Source organism: Clostridium thermosuccinogenes, from assembly GCF_002896855.1.
In the GTDB taxonomy this organism is placed as follows: Bacteria; Bacillota; Clostridia; order Acetivibrionales; family DSM-5807; genus Pseudoclostridium; species Pseudoclostridium thermosuccinogenes.
Window position 1 is genome coordinate 3,117,815 of record NZ_CP021850.1, and the last position, 15,610, is coordinate 3,133,424.

Annotated in this window: 17 protein-coding genes, 1 pseudogene and 1 other annotated feature; of the genes and pseudogenes, 6 read left to right on the forward strand and 12 right to left on the reverse strand. The window is 37.8% G+C overall.

The window, feature by feature from the left end:
- Window positions 1-6: 6 nt before the first annotated feature.
- The 10 genes and pseudogenes from CDO33_RS21495 to CDO33_RS13775 form a co-directional block, all read right to left on the reverse strand.
- The gene (locus CDO33_RS21495) at window positions 7-138 is read right to left on the reverse strand and encodes an LDCC motif putative metal-binding protein (RefSeq protein WP_274540101.1); all 132 of its coding nucleotides are present in this window, start codon (window positions 136-138) and stop codon (window positions 7-9) included.
- A gap of 13 nt (window positions 139-151) precedes the next feature.
- Window positions 152-676 (reverse strand): DUF2318 domain-containing protein, encoded by a 525-nt coding sequence (locus CDO33_RS13735; RefSeq protein ID WP_103082701.1) that lies wholly within the window; start codon window positions 674-676, stop codon window positions 152-154.
- A gap of 279 nt (window positions 677-955) precedes the next feature.
- Window positions 956-1,156 (reverse strand): heavy-metal-associated domain-containing protein, encoded by a 201-nt coding sequence (locus CDO33_RS13740; protein ID WP_274540234.1) that lies wholly within the window; start codon window positions 1,154-1,156, stop codon window positions 956-958.
- 346 nt (window positions 1,157-1,502) lie between these two features.
- On the reverse strand, window positions 1,503-1,850 hold the full coding sequence (locus tag CDO33_RS13745; RefSeq protein ID WP_103082703.1) for a hypothetical protein: 348 nt from the start codon (window positions 1,848-1,850) through the stop codon (window positions 1,503-1,505).
- 98 nt (window positions 1,851-1,948) lie between these two features.
- A complete protein-coding gene (locus CDO33_RS13750) occupies window positions 1,949-3,643 on the reverse strand; it encodes a methyl-accepting chemotaxis protein (RefSeq protein ID WP_103082704.1) in 1,695 nt (564 codons plus the stop codon).
- A 125-nt stretch (window positions 3,644-3,768) separates the two neighbouring features.
- A pseudogene (locus CDO33_RS21705) lies at window positions 3,769-4,451 on the reverse strand (heparan-alpha-glucosaminide N-acetyltransferase).
- Between the two features lie 186 nt (window positions 4,452-4,637).
- Window positions 4,638-5,513: a cysteine ABC transporter substrate-binding protein gene (locus tag CDO33_RS13760; protein ID WP_103102798.1), complete on the reverse strand. Its 876-nt coding sequence runs from the start codon at window positions 5,511-5,513 to the stop codon at window positions 4,638-4,640.
- 26 nt (window positions 5,514-5,539) lie between these two features.
- Window positions 5,540-6,289, reverse strand: coding sequence for an amino acid ABC transporter ATP-binding protein (locus CDO33_RS13765; RefSeq protein ID WP_103082706.1), 750 nt, complete (start codon window positions 6,287-6,289; stop codon window positions 5,540-5,542).
- An 11-nt stretch (window positions 6,290-6,300) separates the two neighbouring features.
- Window positions 6,301-6,978, reverse strand: a complete 678-nt coding sequence (locus CDO33_RS13770; RefSeq protein ID WP_103082707.1) for an amino acid ABC transporter permease — start codon at window positions 6,976-6,978, stop codon at window positions 6,301-6,303.
- Window positions 6,959-7,624, reverse strand: coding sequence for an amino acid ABC transporter permease (locus CDO33_RS13775; RefSeq protein WP_103082708.1), 666 nt, complete (start codon window positions 7,622-7,624; stop codon window positions 6,959-6,961). Before CDO33_RS13775 ends, CDO33_RS13770 begins: the two co-directional genes overlap by 20 nt.
- A gap of 83 nt (window positions 7,625-7,707) precedes the next feature.
- Window positions 7,708-7,950: a binding site (T-box leader), on the reverse strand.
- 186 nt (window positions 7,951-8,136) lie between these two features.
- Here CDO33_RS13775 and CDO33_RS13780 point away from each other — a divergent pair.
- The 3 genes from CDO33_RS13780 to CDO33_RS13790 all read left to right on the forward strand — a co-directional run bounded on the left by CDO33_RS13780 (window position 8,137) and on the right by CDO33_RS13790 (window position 10,501).
- Complete coding sequence (locus tag CDO33_RS13780; protein WP_103082709.1) at window positions 8,137-8,328, forward strand: hypothetical protein; 192 nt, start codon at window positions 8,137-8,139, stop codon at window positions 8,326-8,328.
- Between the two features lie 165 nt (window positions 8,329-8,493).
- On the forward strand, window positions 8,494-9,183 hold the full coding sequence (locus tag CDO33_RS13785; RefSeq protein ID WP_242973948.1) for a GGDEF domain-containing protein: 690 nt from the start codon (window positions 8,494-8,496) through the stop codon (window positions 9,181-9,183).
- Window positions 9,104-10,501, forward strand: a complete 1,398-nt coding sequence (locus tag CDO33_RS13790) for an HD-GYP domain-containing protein (protein WP_161496713.1) — start codon at window positions 9,104-9,106, stop codon at window positions 10,499-10,501. Before CDO33_RS13785 ends, CDO33_RS13790 begins: the two co-directional genes overlap by 80 nt.
- Here the strand turns inward: CDO33_RS13790 and CDO33_RS13795 are convergent.
- Together CDO33_RS13795 and CDO33_RS13800 are read right to left on the reverse strand one after the other, a co-directional pair.
- Window positions 10,498-11,889, reverse strand: coding sequence for a sensor histidine kinase (locus CDO33_RS13795; RefSeq protein ID WP_103082711.1), 1,392 nt, complete (start codon window positions 11,887-11,889; stop codon window positions 10,498-10,500). The genes CDO33_RS13790 and CDO33_RS13795 overlap by 4 nt on opposite strands.
- Entirely contained in the window at window positions 11,858-12,553 is a 696-nt protein-coding gene (locus CDO33_RS13800) for a response regulator transcription factor (protein WP_242973949.1), read from the reverse strand. The genes CDO33_RS13795 and CDO33_RS13800 overlap by 32 nt, the downstream gene beginning before the upstream one ends.
- Before the next feature lie 210 nt (window positions 12,554-12,763).
- Here CDO33_RS13800 and CDO33_RS13805 point away from each other — a divergent pair, with 210 nt between their 5' ends.
- The 3 genes from CDO33_RS13805 to CDO33_RS13815 all read left to right on the forward strand — a co-directional run bounded on the left by CDO33_RS13805 (window position 12,764) and on the right by CDO33_RS13815 (window position 15,539).
- The gene (locus CDO33_RS13805) at window positions 12,764-13,330 is read left to right on the forward strand and encodes a DUF6431 domain-containing protein (RefSeq protein WP_103083291.1); all 567 of its coding nucleotides are present in this window, start codon (window positions 12,764-12,766) and stop codon (window positions 13,328-13,330) included.
- A 78-nt stretch (window positions 13,331-13,408) separates the two neighbouring features.
- Window positions 13,409-14,743, forward strand: a complete 1,335-nt coding sequence (locus CDO33_RS13810) for a DDE-type integrase/transposase/recombinase (RefSeq protein ID WP_103083290.1) — start codon at window positions 13,409-13,411, stop codon at window positions 14,741-14,743.
- Entirely contained in the window at window positions 14,736-15,539 is an 804-nt protein-coding gene (locus CDO33_RS13815) for an ExeA family protein (protein ID WP_103083289.1), read from the forward strand. Before CDO33_RS13810 ends, CDO33_RS13815 begins: the two co-directional genes overlap by 8 nt.
- Window positions 15,540-15,610 lie beyond the last annotated feature (71 nt).

The following is a 15,610-nucleotide window of genomic DNA, read 5'->3' on the forward strand; positions in this document are numbered from 1 at the left end:
TAAATCCTACTTTTTACTACTGTTGCTTGGTCGGTTTAGCTGACAGCAATCAAGAGTGCCCTTTCCAAAGGATTTTTCATTTTCCTTTGCCAGTTTTTCCAATAAATTGCTAATAGCCCTTTTTATACGTTTCAACATTATCATCCGCCTCCTACTTTCTCCAATTTCCAAACAAGTCTTTGTTTTCTTCCATGAAAGCTTGTGAGATTACAATATATGAGTCATCCTCAGTTTTATTTTCTTTCATAATAGGAACCGGATTGCAGCCACCTTTTATCACTTCAATCTGGTCAAGCTGGAACCTGTTACCGCAATTCTGGCATATCAATTCGTCACCCTGCTGCTTATAATAACCTCTTCCGGAATCATAACATACCTGACAAGTATTAAATGCCGTCCTTATCGTTCCATCACTTGCTTTAACGGCCAGGACCTCCATGTTTGTCTTACCTGCCTTATAAGGGTAAAATTTAGCAATTTCAGAGACTTCACTCTTTTGTATCTTTAAATCACCTGATACAGCCCCTGTTGTAGCTGCTCCACCTCCACCTGAATAAATTTTGATAATAACGAAGCCTATGATAAGAACTGCAATTACGCCAACTACTACAAATGTTTTCTCTTTAGCTTTCTGTGCTGCTTGCACCTTTTTGTTTGTCTTACTTGATTTGCCCATCGTTATACCACCTTTGCATTATTTATCACTGAATTTAACACATTTTTGTGGAGATTTTATGAAGAGAAGCATTTGGATAAATATTTATTATATCTTTCATTTGAAGTCTACTTATTGTATGATTTTTACGTTTGTATAAACTGTAAAAAATCATAGTACAAGATAAGAAGCAGCCGAAGCTGCCTCCTTGAACATTATTTATTATGTTCAGCATCTATTTAAACAGGCCGATATTGACCTGATTACTTTCAACATCACCATTTTTATTCGTCTCCTTGATTAGTTAGCCATTGGCAATCTATATATCTTACCATTTATAATAGATTGTTCAACAATATTCTCAACCATCTCCTTTGATATACCCTTACCACTATATTTTATTTCAATCCTTTTAGTATCCAAATCTACATTAAGCTCCTCAATACCTGGCAATTGGCTTAACGTTCTTATTACATTCATTACACATCTATGGCATAGCATATTTTCCTGCTTTAGCTTAATTCTGCGACTTTTCAAGAAACTCCCTCCTTTATAGGCTCACTAACTGCCTTTTTGTAAATTCTGTCCTGAACCATTTTGGCTGTTTTCATATAATGCTCTGGAAGATCCTGTCCACTGTGGTCATGCCCTCTATGAGAATGTCCACTTTTGATTTTGTTTTTCTTATGACTTTATTATAGTAAGTAAATATGAAGATGTTATGGAGATAAAATGACAGATTTGTAAATAATGTTCCGGTTTCAACCTGTTATCTCCGTCCTTTTCAGATGCGGTAAAAAAGAGGCCACTTTTTATATAGTGCCTCTTTCGGATTGTGGCGTTAATTTTATATGCTATTACTTGAAAATCTTCTCATCATACTATTTCTAGGCAAATAATTCTGATTTTCGGCATTCCCGCTATCATTATTAAAACCACCGCAGTGTCCTCCAAAGCCATTCGATTCATGAAACTTCTTCATATCTTCAAAATGCTTTTCCCACTCCTTCGCTTCTTCCTCTGTGATTTCCCCTCTTTCCTGTGCTTGTTGGCTCCAGTTCCTCATAGCGTCAAACATGGAGTTTATTGCACTCTTTTCTCTCTGATCTCCGTTATCCTTGGCAAATACAGCCGATGTACTTAATGCTGCAACAACCAGCACTACCGTTAAAATACCCATGATTTTTCTCTTCATTGTAAAACCTCCTTGATTCGTATTATTTATTTCATAGTTTTATTTTAGTAAGTAAAAAAGGAGAACTCATGAAGAAAACATGAAGAACTTATGGAGATTTAGTTTTCTTGAAATTTAAATTTACTTACAAGTCCATTTAGCTGTTTTGCCGACTCGTTCAGATCTAAAGCCGTTGCACTCAAGCCTGTAATTGTGTCTGTTTGAGTAGATATACTTGCTGCCACTTCCTGCATAGCTGCTGTAATTGCAGTATTACTATCATTGATAGATTCTATCGTTGCCGAAAGCTCCTCGGTTGAAGCACTCTGTTCCTCAGTAATTGCTGCAATACTATGAATTCTGCTATTTATATTTTTTACTCCCTCAATAATATGATGAAGCTGTGTATATACATTTTCAACCATAGCGCTGCCACTTTTTATGTTTCCCCCGACATCCATAATTGCTACCATTGTCCTCTGAATCATGTCCTGAATATTTACAATTATATTTTCAATTGTTTTGGCTGATTGGTTATTGCTTTCAGCAAGTTTTCGAATCTCCTCTGCTACGACACTAAATCCTCTACCGTGCTCTCCTGCTCTTGCAGCTTCTATAGCTGCATTTAATGCCAAAAGGTTTGTTTGGTCAGTGATAGATCTTATCGTTCCTATTATTTTGCCTATCTCTTCAGCTTCGTTTCCGAGCTTTTCAGCAATACTAATTGTACCTGATGAGATTTTCTCAATTTTCTCCATTTCAATTTTTGTATCCTGTGCTAATTTCCCGCTCTCTTGAGCAAGCATATTAACTCTTTCAACCTCCACACTAATTTGCTGAGCATCAGTAGCAGAAACCTGGGAAGCCTGTGTTATTTCTGATATGCTGGCAGTAATCTGACTGATTGAAGTGTTTATTTTTTGAGTGTCCTCCACAACTTTTCCCATGTGAGTATTTATAGCAGCAACGCCGGCAGATGTCTGCAAGCTGCCCTCGCTCAACAGTTCAGATCCCTGTGATACTCTAACAGAGTTCTTCTTTATATTTATCACCATATTCTCCAGGCTGTCCATAAAATTGTTAAAGGATTGTGCTAACCTGGCCAGTTCATCTTTTGATTTGATATTAATTCTACTCGTTAGATCACCCTGTCCTCTCTCAAGATCCTTAAATATCTCAAGGAGATTATTTATTGGCTTGGTAATACTACCGGCTAGCAGTATTGCTATTAGGATTGCTAAAATTATAGCTATAATTGCTAAAACGGCAGATATTTTTTGGTTCATTTCCATATGCATTTGAATAGTCATTAGGCTATCGTCCATAGAAGCTTCACTTTTCTTTTGAATTTCATCAACCTTTACATAAATGCTGTCAGCAATTTTGTCAAATTCAGCCATCATTATGTTTCCATCCTCATGGCCATTTTTTATATACATATCTGCCATTTCTTTACCATATGTATATAACTTATCAAACTCAACATTTAATTCCTCCAATAGAGATATATACTCAGGATATAAAACGGCAAGCTCCTCTGAATTCTTTTTATACAGATCATATTGTTCTTCAGCTTCCTTTAAATGAGCCGTATTTTTAGAAGCGCTCACATCAGTTAAAAATTGCCCCACCTGAATAACATTGTTTTTCATTTCACTTGCATACTTAAAGCCTGTGACAGCATTTTCTTTGATTCTAATGATATGTGTCTTGCTGTTATTGTATATGTACATGTTATATACAGTGCTTGCAATTATAATGACCAAAATAATTGAAAACCCTGCAATAAGTTTTTTTCGTATAGTATTAAACATTTATAACGCCTCCCCTATTAAAGATAGCAGCAACATCTCGACATGTCCGCTTAAATTTCGTTAATACCATCATTGTTGGAATATCTTGCCGTTCTTTTTTAAATTAGCATGAAGATGTGAAAGAATTATGAAGAAAATTGAAATAAATAAATTACTCCAATAATAACTGGTTGATGTATTAAATATATTGCAAGTGAATTCTTACTTATCATCGAAATATATTCATTTACATAACTGAATTTAAAAATGCTCTGTCTTTTGTAGTAATAAATTTTGTAAGCAAGTATACCCAATATAAATACCGAAAGATACGGAATTAAAGGATAGTAATCAAGTGTAGTAAATCCTCTATACATAACTCCAAAAGGAAGTAGCAAACTTGTATCAGCTAAAGCACTTTTAACCGGTATCGCTGCAAATGATATAACCGAAGCAATCGCAAGCAAAAAGATGTTATTCATTTTTTTAGCAGTGGGAAAAGAATCATGCCGGTTCCTAGAAAATGTAGTATACCGAACCGAATATACTGTTCTCTGAAAAAAATATATGAAAAAAGGGTAATTATCATTGCAAATAAAAGTACCGTAATACCTCTTTTTACAGTATTCTTGCTAAAACCGCTGCTTATTCCTGAAAGGAATATAAATAACAGTGCTGATACTTTGCCTTCCCAATACCAGAATCCTCTTAAATAGTCTATATTAATACTTACGAATTCATTTAAATCATATACTGTATGAAAAATAACCATAAGGACTATTGCAACAACCCTTAAAAAATCCACTTCCCAAATCCGTCTATTTTCCATTTTTCACCTCAATGTGTATTCTAAATACCTGTAAAGTACTAAAGTTATATGTAGAATTTATGAAGAAACTATAAAATACTCCCCTTCCTGGTATAGGCTTATTTATCTGCCTTTTCACCTCAAGGGGAGTATATCATTGAAAACCTGTGCGTTTACATAATATTTTACGCAATTAAAATTCTTAGATTATTCTAATTTTCCACCTTCAATTACAAGACTCTCTTTATAATCTTCTCCGTATATATCCGCCAGTGTTGCATCATAGGCCTCATGTACGAAATTCTCTTTGCCGAGGGCAGCAAGTTCATTGTTAATCCAATCGAGGAGCTCCTTATTGCCTTTCTTAACAGCTGGTGCTATTGTATCCTGCTCGCCCAATGTAGGTACACCGACTACAAATCCTTGATTCTGTTTCGCCCATGCAATCACTTCCGTATTATCGTTAACTATAGCAGCACCACGTCCATCCTTTAATGCTTCAAATATTTCTGTATACTGTTCGAATTTTAATTGCTCTATTTCAGGATAGTTTTCAGTCAAAAAAGTTTCAGCAGTAGTTCCTTTAGCGACGATGGCTTTTTTACCTTTCAACTGTTCAATCGATGTAATCGGAGCACTTTCCGGAGAAACTATTCCAAGAGAAACCTTCATATAGGGGTTGGCAAAATCCACCTTTTGTTTTCTTTCCTCTGTAACCGTAAAGTTAGCCATTATTATATCAACTTTGTTTGATTCCAGAAACGCTACTCTGCTTGCTGCATCCACCAAAACAAATTCAACCTTGGATTCGTCTCCTAAAAGATCCTTCGCAAACCTCCTGGCAATATACACATCAAATCCCTGATTTTCACCATTTTCATCAACATAACCAAATGGATTTTTATCACTAAACACACCAATTCTAATCTTACCCCGCTCTTTTATTTCAGCTATAGAACCCTTAGTTTCTTTCGTGCTTGTATTTGTACTTGTTTTTGTGCTAGCATTGTTGCAACCTGCAAGCACCCCCAGCGCTAACACTGCAATCATTAATAATTGAATAATTCTTTTGATTTTTATCATTCTAACCATTCCTTTCGTTTTATAATTTAATATTGAAATTTATTTAAGAAGTGCTGAGCACGTTCTGTCTTTGGATGCGCAAAAAACTCATGGGGTTCTGATATTTCACAGATTCTGCCTTTATCAATAAACACTATCCTATCGGCAACAGCCCGGGCAAATGACATCTCATGAGTTACAATAACCATTGTCATACCCTGTTTTGCGAGTCCCAGTATTACATCCAGGACTTCTCTTACCATTTCAGGGTCAAGAGATGCTGTAACTTCGTCGAAAAGCATTATCTCAGGATTCATGCACAAAGCCCTTACTATTGCTATTCGCTGCTTCTGGCCTCCGGAAAGCTGACGGGGATAAGAATCCTTTCGGTCGTACAATCCTACCCTGTCCAATAGCTGCCTTGCCTGCTCCATCACCTCACTTTTATTTCTTTTTTGTACTTTGACAGGGCCTAAAATGATATTTTCAATGACTGTCATGTGCGGAAACAAGTCATAGTTCTGGAATACCATTCCTATATGCTGCCTAGTTTCCTGCCAGTTCACATCTTTATCAACAAGGCTTTTATTACAGAATCTTATATCACCTCCTTGTATTTTCTCCAAACCGTTGATACACCTTAAAAGAGTGCTTTTCCCACAGCCTGAAGGCCCTAAAATAACAACAACTTCACCCTTTTTTATGCATAAATTAATGTCCTCTAGGACAGTTATTTCGTCATATTTCTTTTGCAAGCCCTTTATCTCAAGTAATACTTCATTGGTTTTCTTATCCACAATTAACACCCCTAACTATTCCATTTATTTTCCAGCATCCTGGATAGCCTTGAAAGAGGATAACAGATTACGAAGTACAATATAAATACAAAACCATACACCCAAAAAGATGCTGTAGGTACTTCTATGCGAGAAAGCTCTATTATCTGCTGTCCTACCTTTATAACATCTATAACTCCAATTAAAACTACTAATGAGGTAGTCTTTACCATTCTTGTAGCTAAATTTATAGCACCCGGCAGCATTCTTCTTACTGCCTGTGGTATTAGAATATACCGGTAAAGTCCCCAGAAGCCAAGCCCTATAGCCTTTCCAGACTCAACCTGATGTTTTGGCATGGATTCCAGCGCACCTCTTACGATATCCCCCATCTCGGCAGCGCCCCAAAGGGTGAATACAATAATAGAAACAGTCTCGCCGCTTAAATCTATGCTTAAAGCTGTGGTAACCCCAAAATATATAATAAACAACCAAACAAGAATCGGTATTATTCTAAACATTTCAAGGTATATGCGGCAAATCGAACGTATCCATTTTGACTTTGATGTCCATATTACTCCCAGAACTATTCCCAGCAACGAACCAATCATAATTGAGATGAAAGCAATTCTTGCTGTCACCATCAGGCCTTCAAACAGGCGCTGCATGTTCATTCCTTTAAATAGAACGCTAATTCCCAAACTCTGCATACCGCACCTTCCTTTCAAGCCATGTCAGAAGTATTGATAAAGGCAAAATCATGACTAGATATACAGCCACCAACATAAACAGGGCTTCAAAGGTTTGATAGTACATGCCTATTAAATCCTTTGTTACATTCATAAGGTCAACCACTGCAATTGCCCCCACTATGGAGGTTTCTTTAAGCAGGAAAATACAATTTGCACCTAATGAAGGCATACTAACTGAAAATGCCTGAGGAAGGACCACATATCTCACTAGCTGGGCCCTGGAAAGCCCTATGCTAAGGCCGGACTCAATTTGTGACCTGCCTACAGCCTCCAGACCGCTTCGGAAGGTTTCAGCCATATAGCTTCCTCCTAAGAAAGACAAACCAATAATGGCACAAGCATTCTCGCTTAGGGCTATTCCCATTTTGGTAAGCCCAAAGTATAAAAAGAATAGTTGTATCAGCAGCGGAGTATTGCGTGATAACTCTATATAAGCTTGAACAATTGATTTTAGAAATTTAACCTTGAAGTACAGAACTATGCTGCATACAAAGCCAATGATTAAAGAAAACAATATACCCCAAAATCCAAGCTTTAATGTTGTCCATGCTGCTTCCCGGTAAAGTGGCAAACTGTCTATTATAAATTGCCAGTTAAGATTCATTCATTTGTCACCTCAATCATACTTAACATCCTTACAAATCAAAGGTTGTTGTCTATTTTTGCATAAAAAAACTCCTACCCCTATTCAGAGGCAGAAGTTAATTCCGCGGTTCCACTCTGTTTACCGGATGCAAAATCCGGCATCTCGTAATTTTCGGTACCCACATACCTCAACACTATAACGGGTGTAGCCGCCGGAGTCTACTATGTTTCGATCCGGTACTCAAGGATGCACTTCGGTTAATCTAAATCTAAAACCCCTTTCAGCCTCTGGGAGTTTCTCTCTGAAAATCTCCATTAACTTACTCTTCCTGTCATCGCAAATCATACTATTCTTATCTGTTTACTATACTATACCATAAGAGTGTTTCTGTCAATCTCTTTTTTATTAAACTTAAGTATTTCATTCTTCATTTTTTCTTAACAAAATCTTCATCTATTCACCATTAAATCTTCAAAAGTTTTCTTTATTATATGTTTATAAAGTAACCAAATTTTCGAGGAGGTCTTGATATGCACAAACACTATTACAGAAAACAAAATAATGTAGCACTTTCCCAGGATGAAGCTATACTGATAGGTTTTGTAAAGATCAAGCATGTAAATAGACTTAAAAAAAGAAAGGCTAGAAATACTGCTAATTACTATTTCACTTTAGGCAGGGGCAGAAATTTCAAAAATATCTTTGAAAGCATTATTAGCTAGCAGAATAGATTTGGAGTCTCCGTTCCCCAAAACCTCTAGGATTACCCCCTCCAGAGATTTTCGGATTTTATATAAAATAAACTTTTTGCTTATGATGAAAAAATTTGATTATATTGCTTATTAATAAATGTATGTAGCTTTTATTAAGCTGCAGAAAGGAAAACTATGAAACTTAAAGTGCAGATTAGCTTACTAATAAGCATGCTTGCTGTCGGTCTAATTTGCGGAATGTCATTTTATATTTTATTGGTGCCTCTTGGCAGCAAAAACCTCGTTCACTGCATTATTATGGGATTAACATTTGGTTTAGTGAATTATTTTGTATCATATAAAATTTATGTAAGATACATTTTTCTAAAAGATACAAACAACTCATTAAAGCATGAGCTCAAATTGGATAAGCTGACTGGGTTATATAATAGAGGCGCTTTTGATAATGACCTTCCGGAAATATCAAGCTATAATTATTATTCATTGGTATTGATAGATATAGACAACTTCAGAACCTTCAATAATGAATTCGGTCATAAAGCAGGAGATATAGTCCTAAAAAAAGTCAGTCAAACAATAAGAGCTAATATAAGGTTTAAAGATGCGGTTTATAGATATGGAGGTGAAGAAATAATTATTGTACTGAAAGACTGCAGCAAAAAGAATGCATTCAATATTGCTGAGAAAATAAGAACAAGTATAAACCAACTAGATAATTCCCCGTATCCTAATATAGCAGTTTCCTTAGGTGTATCAAGCTGTCCAGAAGACGGCAATGAATTCGATGAAGTTTTTGATGCCTGTGACAAAGCGCTGTTATTGGCTAAAAAGTCAGGTAAAAATCGAGCTATTGCTTATAATTAGAATAACATTTTTTATGTTGACAGGTGGTAATATGAGAAGACTTTCCTTGCTGAGGTATTTTACAATCTACAGCCTTATTGCATTTGTCATTACGGGAGTAGTTCTTAGTTTTTTTATATCAAACCATATAAAGAATGATCAGCTTGAGAATACTAGAGAGATCACTCGTCTGACTTTAAACGCTTTACTGAAGAAAGAACTTGCACCTGATGATTTTAGTAGCACTTTATCAAAAGAGAAATTGGATACCTTACAAATAAAATTTAATCAAGTTATCGAGGCTACTGATATTATTATGATAAAAATCTGGGATAAAAATGGTAATATCCTGTACTCTAGTAATTCCAGCCTTACCAGTCAGAATTTTGCTATTGATAAAGAACTTAAAGAAGCACTTTGCAATAAAAGTATAATTAAGATCTCTGAGCTTGATAATCAGTTAAACACGAACGCACTCAATAGCTTTAATAAAGTTGTTAAAATATATGAACCTATTGAATTTAGCGGAAGTGTAACAGGTGTATTCGAAGTTTATATTCCTTATGACAGAATTCAACATCATGTAAAAGTTCTAAATAGAACTGTTGCCATTATCATGTCATTAGGACTTCTAATACTGTATTTATTATTATTGAGAATAATATATAATTCTTCAAAAACATTGATATCTCAGAATCAGTCCCTACTGGATCAGAAATTTAAGCTTGAAGAATCCTACCGGAAACTGAATTCTACATATAAAAGTACTGTAAAAACATTAGCAAACGCGATTGATGTTAGAGATCCATATACAGCTGGTCATTCTGAACGTGTAGCTAAAATCTCGCTGGAAGTTGGGAAAATGCTTGGATTGGGAAGCAGCCAACTTGAATTGCTGGAACTCGCAGCGTTATTCCATGATGTAGGTAAGCTTGGTATACCCGATGAAATATTAAAGAAACCAGGCAAATTAACAGACTATGAGTTTGAAATAATAAAAGCTCATCCTCAGACTGGAGTAAATATCCTGGAGAATATTGATTTTCTAAAACAAACTTTACCAATAATTCTACATCATCACGAAAAATTTTCAGGAGGCGGCTATCCCTCGGGTATTAAAGGAGATGAAATTCCTATTGAATCCCGTATTATCGCAGTAGCAGATACCTACGATGCTATGACATCAGACAGACCTTACAGGAAAGGGCTGCCACATGACGATGCAATTTATGAAATAGTCAGAATGAAGGGAACACAATTTGACTCTAAAATTGTGGATGCCTTTTTAAAAGTTGATATTGAACAGTTAGGCATAAACGCAATAAAACTGACTAACTAATTAATTGCAAATTCGATAATAACTTTTGTTCCTTTACCTACTTCACTCTCAATTCTTACTCTGCCGCCATGTGCTTCAACCAAAGCTCTGGTAATAGTTAGCCCGATTCCTGTTCCTCCTGTCCCACGACTCCTTGACAGATCACTCCTGTAAAACCTCTCAAATACATGCTTGATGTCTTCTTTAGGGATACCGATTCCTGTATCTTCAACAGTGACCCTGATTACATCCTTCAATTGTTCTAGGGAGACCCGGACATCTCCATCTTCATTAGTATACTTACACGCATTTGATAAAATATTGATAAAGACCCGATTTAGACGGTCTTCATCACCCAAAAATTGAATGTCACCTTGAATCTCTTTATAGAGATGAATGTTTTTGCTAATGAAAAGCGGCTCAAAGCTTTCTACAATATTGCTCAGAAGCTCAGAAAGGTTGATTTCACTTTTATTAAGCTTAATTTCATCACTTTCGATAATAGATAGGTCTGAAAGCTCCTTAATCAATTTCGTAAGTCTGGTTATTTCACTATACACTATAGAAAGCTTTTCTATGTCCGGTGCCCATACGCCATCCATAAAAGCCTCAATATGGCTTTGAAGGGTAGACAAAGGAGTTCTCAGTTCATGGGCTATATCCGAAGTCATTCTCTTTCTTAGTACATCTTGGTAATTCAATCTTTCTGCAAGCTCTTTCACTGATAACGACAAATCATGTAATTCATAGGTGTTTGTTATGACCTCATATAACTTTTTATATTTCCCATCCTCAATAAGTTTAGCATTTTCTTTTATAAGATAAATAGGCGTTAAAAACTTTTTCGATATACGTGAACTATATAAGATTGCGATGATTAGCGAGAAAAGAAAAGCTACTGCAAAAGCACTGTTGATTGTTCGCAAAAATTGCTTATCCTCAACAGAAGATATAATGCTCCTGGGTCTTCCTACATCTATCGTTCCGATCTTGTTGCCTTTATAATTTAAAGGATAGCTTCGGAAAGAAAGACTACTATCATTGTCTTCTTTTCCTCTCATCATATCATGCATAGTCTCCGGTGTGCCGCTGCTCCATATAATGTTATTTTGAATATCCCTTAAGCGTATTGTCACAGCTTCACTATAGGCATAATGCATTATGCTCATAAGTGACTGTGGAGCTAACCCATTACTGTCACCATACACCTGTTCAACATACTGAACAACCTTCAGATCATCCCTGCTTCTGGTTTCTTTGATATAATCGGAGAAGAAAAGGTTTATGCTAATATTTGTAACTAACGTTATAAATCCTATAGACAACATTGCTACAAATATAAAGTATTTGCCTAACTGTCTGCTTATCCTGGTCATGCTATTCACCTTCAAACTTGTATCCAACCCCATATACCGTCACTATATAGTGTGGTTCTTTCGCATCATCTTCAATTTTCTGACGCAAATTTTTAATATGAGTATCCACAGTACGGTCGTAGCCTTCAAAATCATATCCAAAAGCCAGGTTAACCAACTGACTTCTTGTAAACACCTTATGAGGATTTTGTGCAAGTGTTAGGAACACTTTAAATTCATTGGGTGTTAAATTTACTATTTCACCAGCCTTTTTGACAATATGTTTAGGAATATCAATAAACAAATCACCATTATTGAACTCTAAAACATCAGATACCGCCGAATTGCCTTTAGTTCGCCTTAGGATAGCTCTCACTCTGCCGACAAGTTCACGGGGGCTAAAGGGTTTCGTCAGGTAGTCATCGGCACCGATATATAAACCGGTTATCTTATCTTCCTCACTGCTCTTTGCGGTAAGCATCAAAATCGGAATATCAGATTCCTTTCTTATAAGCCTGCAAATTTCTTCGCCTGATATATCCGGAAGCATAAGATCAAGTATCACAAAGTCAGGGCTAATCTCATGAAACAGTTCCATAGCTCTATTACCCCGTTCCGCTGTATGGACCTCATAAGACTCAATTGTAAGATATTCCTTTACTACTTTGAGGAGGTTGACCTCATCATCAACCACCAATATTTTTTCATTCATTTGCATCCGACCTCCTTTATAGAACTTATGTCAACACTTAAAACTATGTTGTTTCTGCCCCGGATAAATGTCCCGGAGTTGCTCAAGTTGCGTGACCGTTTGCACGTATGCTAATATCTTCCTGGAAGAAAAAAAGGAGGATATGATAAGAGCTTTGAATATATATGTTAAGTGTTCCAGCACCTAACCCTCAAAGCCCTTTAACACATTTGTAATATGATAATAGCATATCTGGGGCGGAATGTTAAGGAGTATCGCAGAAATTGTTTAAAATTTTTGGAAAGGCTGGAGTTGATATGCCCGAAATGCGGCGGGAAAACAACCTTTCATGACAGATATGCACGTCATGTGCATATGGGCGAGGAAATTGAATGGATTAACATATTCCGTGTAATCTGTAGCAAGTGTGGGAAGACACATGCAATCATACCGGATTTCATCAGGCCGTATAAGCATTACTCGGCTTGTGATAGCGAGCTGGTCCTTCGGGACCAGGAGGACGGTATACCTCTTGAGGAGATTGAGACTGCCGCCAGCATATCCACATTAAGGCGGTGGGTAGAAGAATTCAGGCAACGGGGGCGGCAAGCTGCAGGAGCATTAAGAGCTATACTGTACAGGTATTATGGCAAGTTTGTCAATGAGCTGGAGATGATAGAAACAAAGGTATTCCACATGATTGAGCGGCTGCTTGGGTTACTGCCGCAGATAGAAAGCAGCCATCTTGCCATAGGTGAAACGAATATGTGGCTAACAAATCATCTGGCAGGAGTATTTGTATAGAAAATTCCCACATAGTTTGCGTAGCTGTCCGGAGTTCCCTTCTGATAGGCTTTAGGAAAAAGCACAGGAGGGATCGAAATGATAAACAATGAAGTATTGGAAAAAGCATTAAAGAAACATGAGATCATATCGCCGCTATTGCAGCCGGATCTGGATGAGGCGGAAAAGCGGAGAATACGGCAGGAGATACTTGAGAGGGAAGGAATTTCGGAAAGGACACTTCGGAGGTATCTTGCAGCGTACCGGGAGAATGGTTACGAAGGGCTATTACCAAAGATACGAAAAGATACAGGGCAACAAAGAGCGATATCTCAGGAAATATTAGATCGGGCAATCGAAATAAAACAGGAACTGCCGGAGAGAAGTGTCAGGAGGATCATAAAGATCCTTGAAGGCGAAGGGATTGTCAAAAAAGGAAGTGTCTCCAGAAGCACCTTGTCCAGGCATCTTTTGAAGATGGGCTTTGGTGCAAAAGACTTCAGAAATGTTCGTATAGAAGGAACGACAGCCCGCCGGTTCGTCAAAAACGGAAGGAACACATTGTGGCAGGCAGATATCAAATACGGTCCGTACATACCGACTGCCGACGGCGGTAAGAAACGGACATACATGGTGGCATTTATTGACGATGCGACGAGGCTGGTGTGTCATGCAGAATTTTACGACAATCAGAGGCTTCCGATATTGGAAGACAGTTTTCGCAAGGCAATATTGAAATACGGCAAGCCGGAGGCAGTATACGTTGACAATGGCAAGGTATTTATCTCGAAATGGTTCAGAGTAGCATGTGCAAAGCTGGGAATCCGTCACATGAACACAAAGGCGTATTCTCCGGAGAGCAAAGGCAAGATTGAGAGGTTCAATGCCACAGTTGAAGAGTTTTTCCAGGAGATATCGCTGGAGAAAGCAAAAAGCCTGGAGGAACTTAACCGCAAATTTCGGGTATGGCTGGATGAAGGGTACAACGGGAAGCCTCATAGCAGTTTAAAAGGGGTTTCTCCATCGCAGGCGTATGCAAGTGATCCAAAGAAGGTGCGGTTTGCAACTCCTGAAGAATGCCGGGACGCATTTTTATGGGAAGATACAAGGAAAGTTGACAACACAGGCTGTTTCAAGCTGCAAGGGATAGAATATGAAGCCGGAATCGAATACATAGGCAAAAAAGTGGATGTGCGGTATGATCCTTTTGATATGAGCCTTCTGGAGATATGGTACAATGGTGAGCGCCGAAAGACAGCAACCCCGCTGAAGGTTGGGGAATACTGCTCAAAGGTTGAAAAAACACCAGCAACGAAATCGGCGACTCATTCACGGCTATTAAAAATATATGAGAGCGAGAATGAAAAGAGGCAAAAACGGCAGACCGGAGCATTAACCTTCAGGAGCATGAAGGGCGGTGACAGAAATGTTTGAGCAGTACTACAACTTTCTGCACACGCCGTTCACCCGGGATATACCGGAGAAGCATTTGTATAGCAATCCGGAGCTGGAAGAGGTCTGCAGCAGGCTTGAGTATGCGGCCCGGAACCGGTTGTTTGCAGTGATAACGGGAGATGTTGGTACAGGAAAGACCACAGCCATAAGGAAGTTTGTTGGGGCGCTGGACAGCAACCGGTACAAGGTAATGTACATAAGCGATTCGGCGTTGACACCGAGGAATTTTTACTGGGAAGTATTGAACCAGCTGGGATGTGAAGCGAAATTCTACAGGAGCGATGCAAAACGACAACTAACGAGAGAGATCAGCAACCTGATTGAAATACAGAGACGTATTCCTATAATCATCACAGATGAGGCACACCTACTTTCAAGGGAGATGCTGGAGGAAATCCGGTTTTTACTAAACTTCAGGATGGATTCGTATAACCCAATGAGTTTAATCCTGGTAGGCCAGAGTGAGTTGAAGGACATCCTGAAGAAGCAGATATATGAGGCAATATGCCAGCGAATAGATATCCGATATCATATGATGCCATATGATCGGCAAAGAACCGGTGAATACATAAGAAAGCACCTGGAGTATGCAGGAGAAAGCCGGGAGATATTTACGGATATGGCGGTAGACGAGATATATGAATATTCTCATGGAGTACCGCGAAAAATCAACCGGGCGTGTACAGCTTGCCTTTTACATGGGGCACAGGTACAGAAAAAAATCATAGACGATCATGTGGTAAGGCTTATTGTTGAGGAAGAATTGAACTGGTAGTTAATATGCCCTGTCCGTATACATCTGCGGACAGGGCTAATGAGCAAAACTAGCGGTCAAAAAGAATGAGC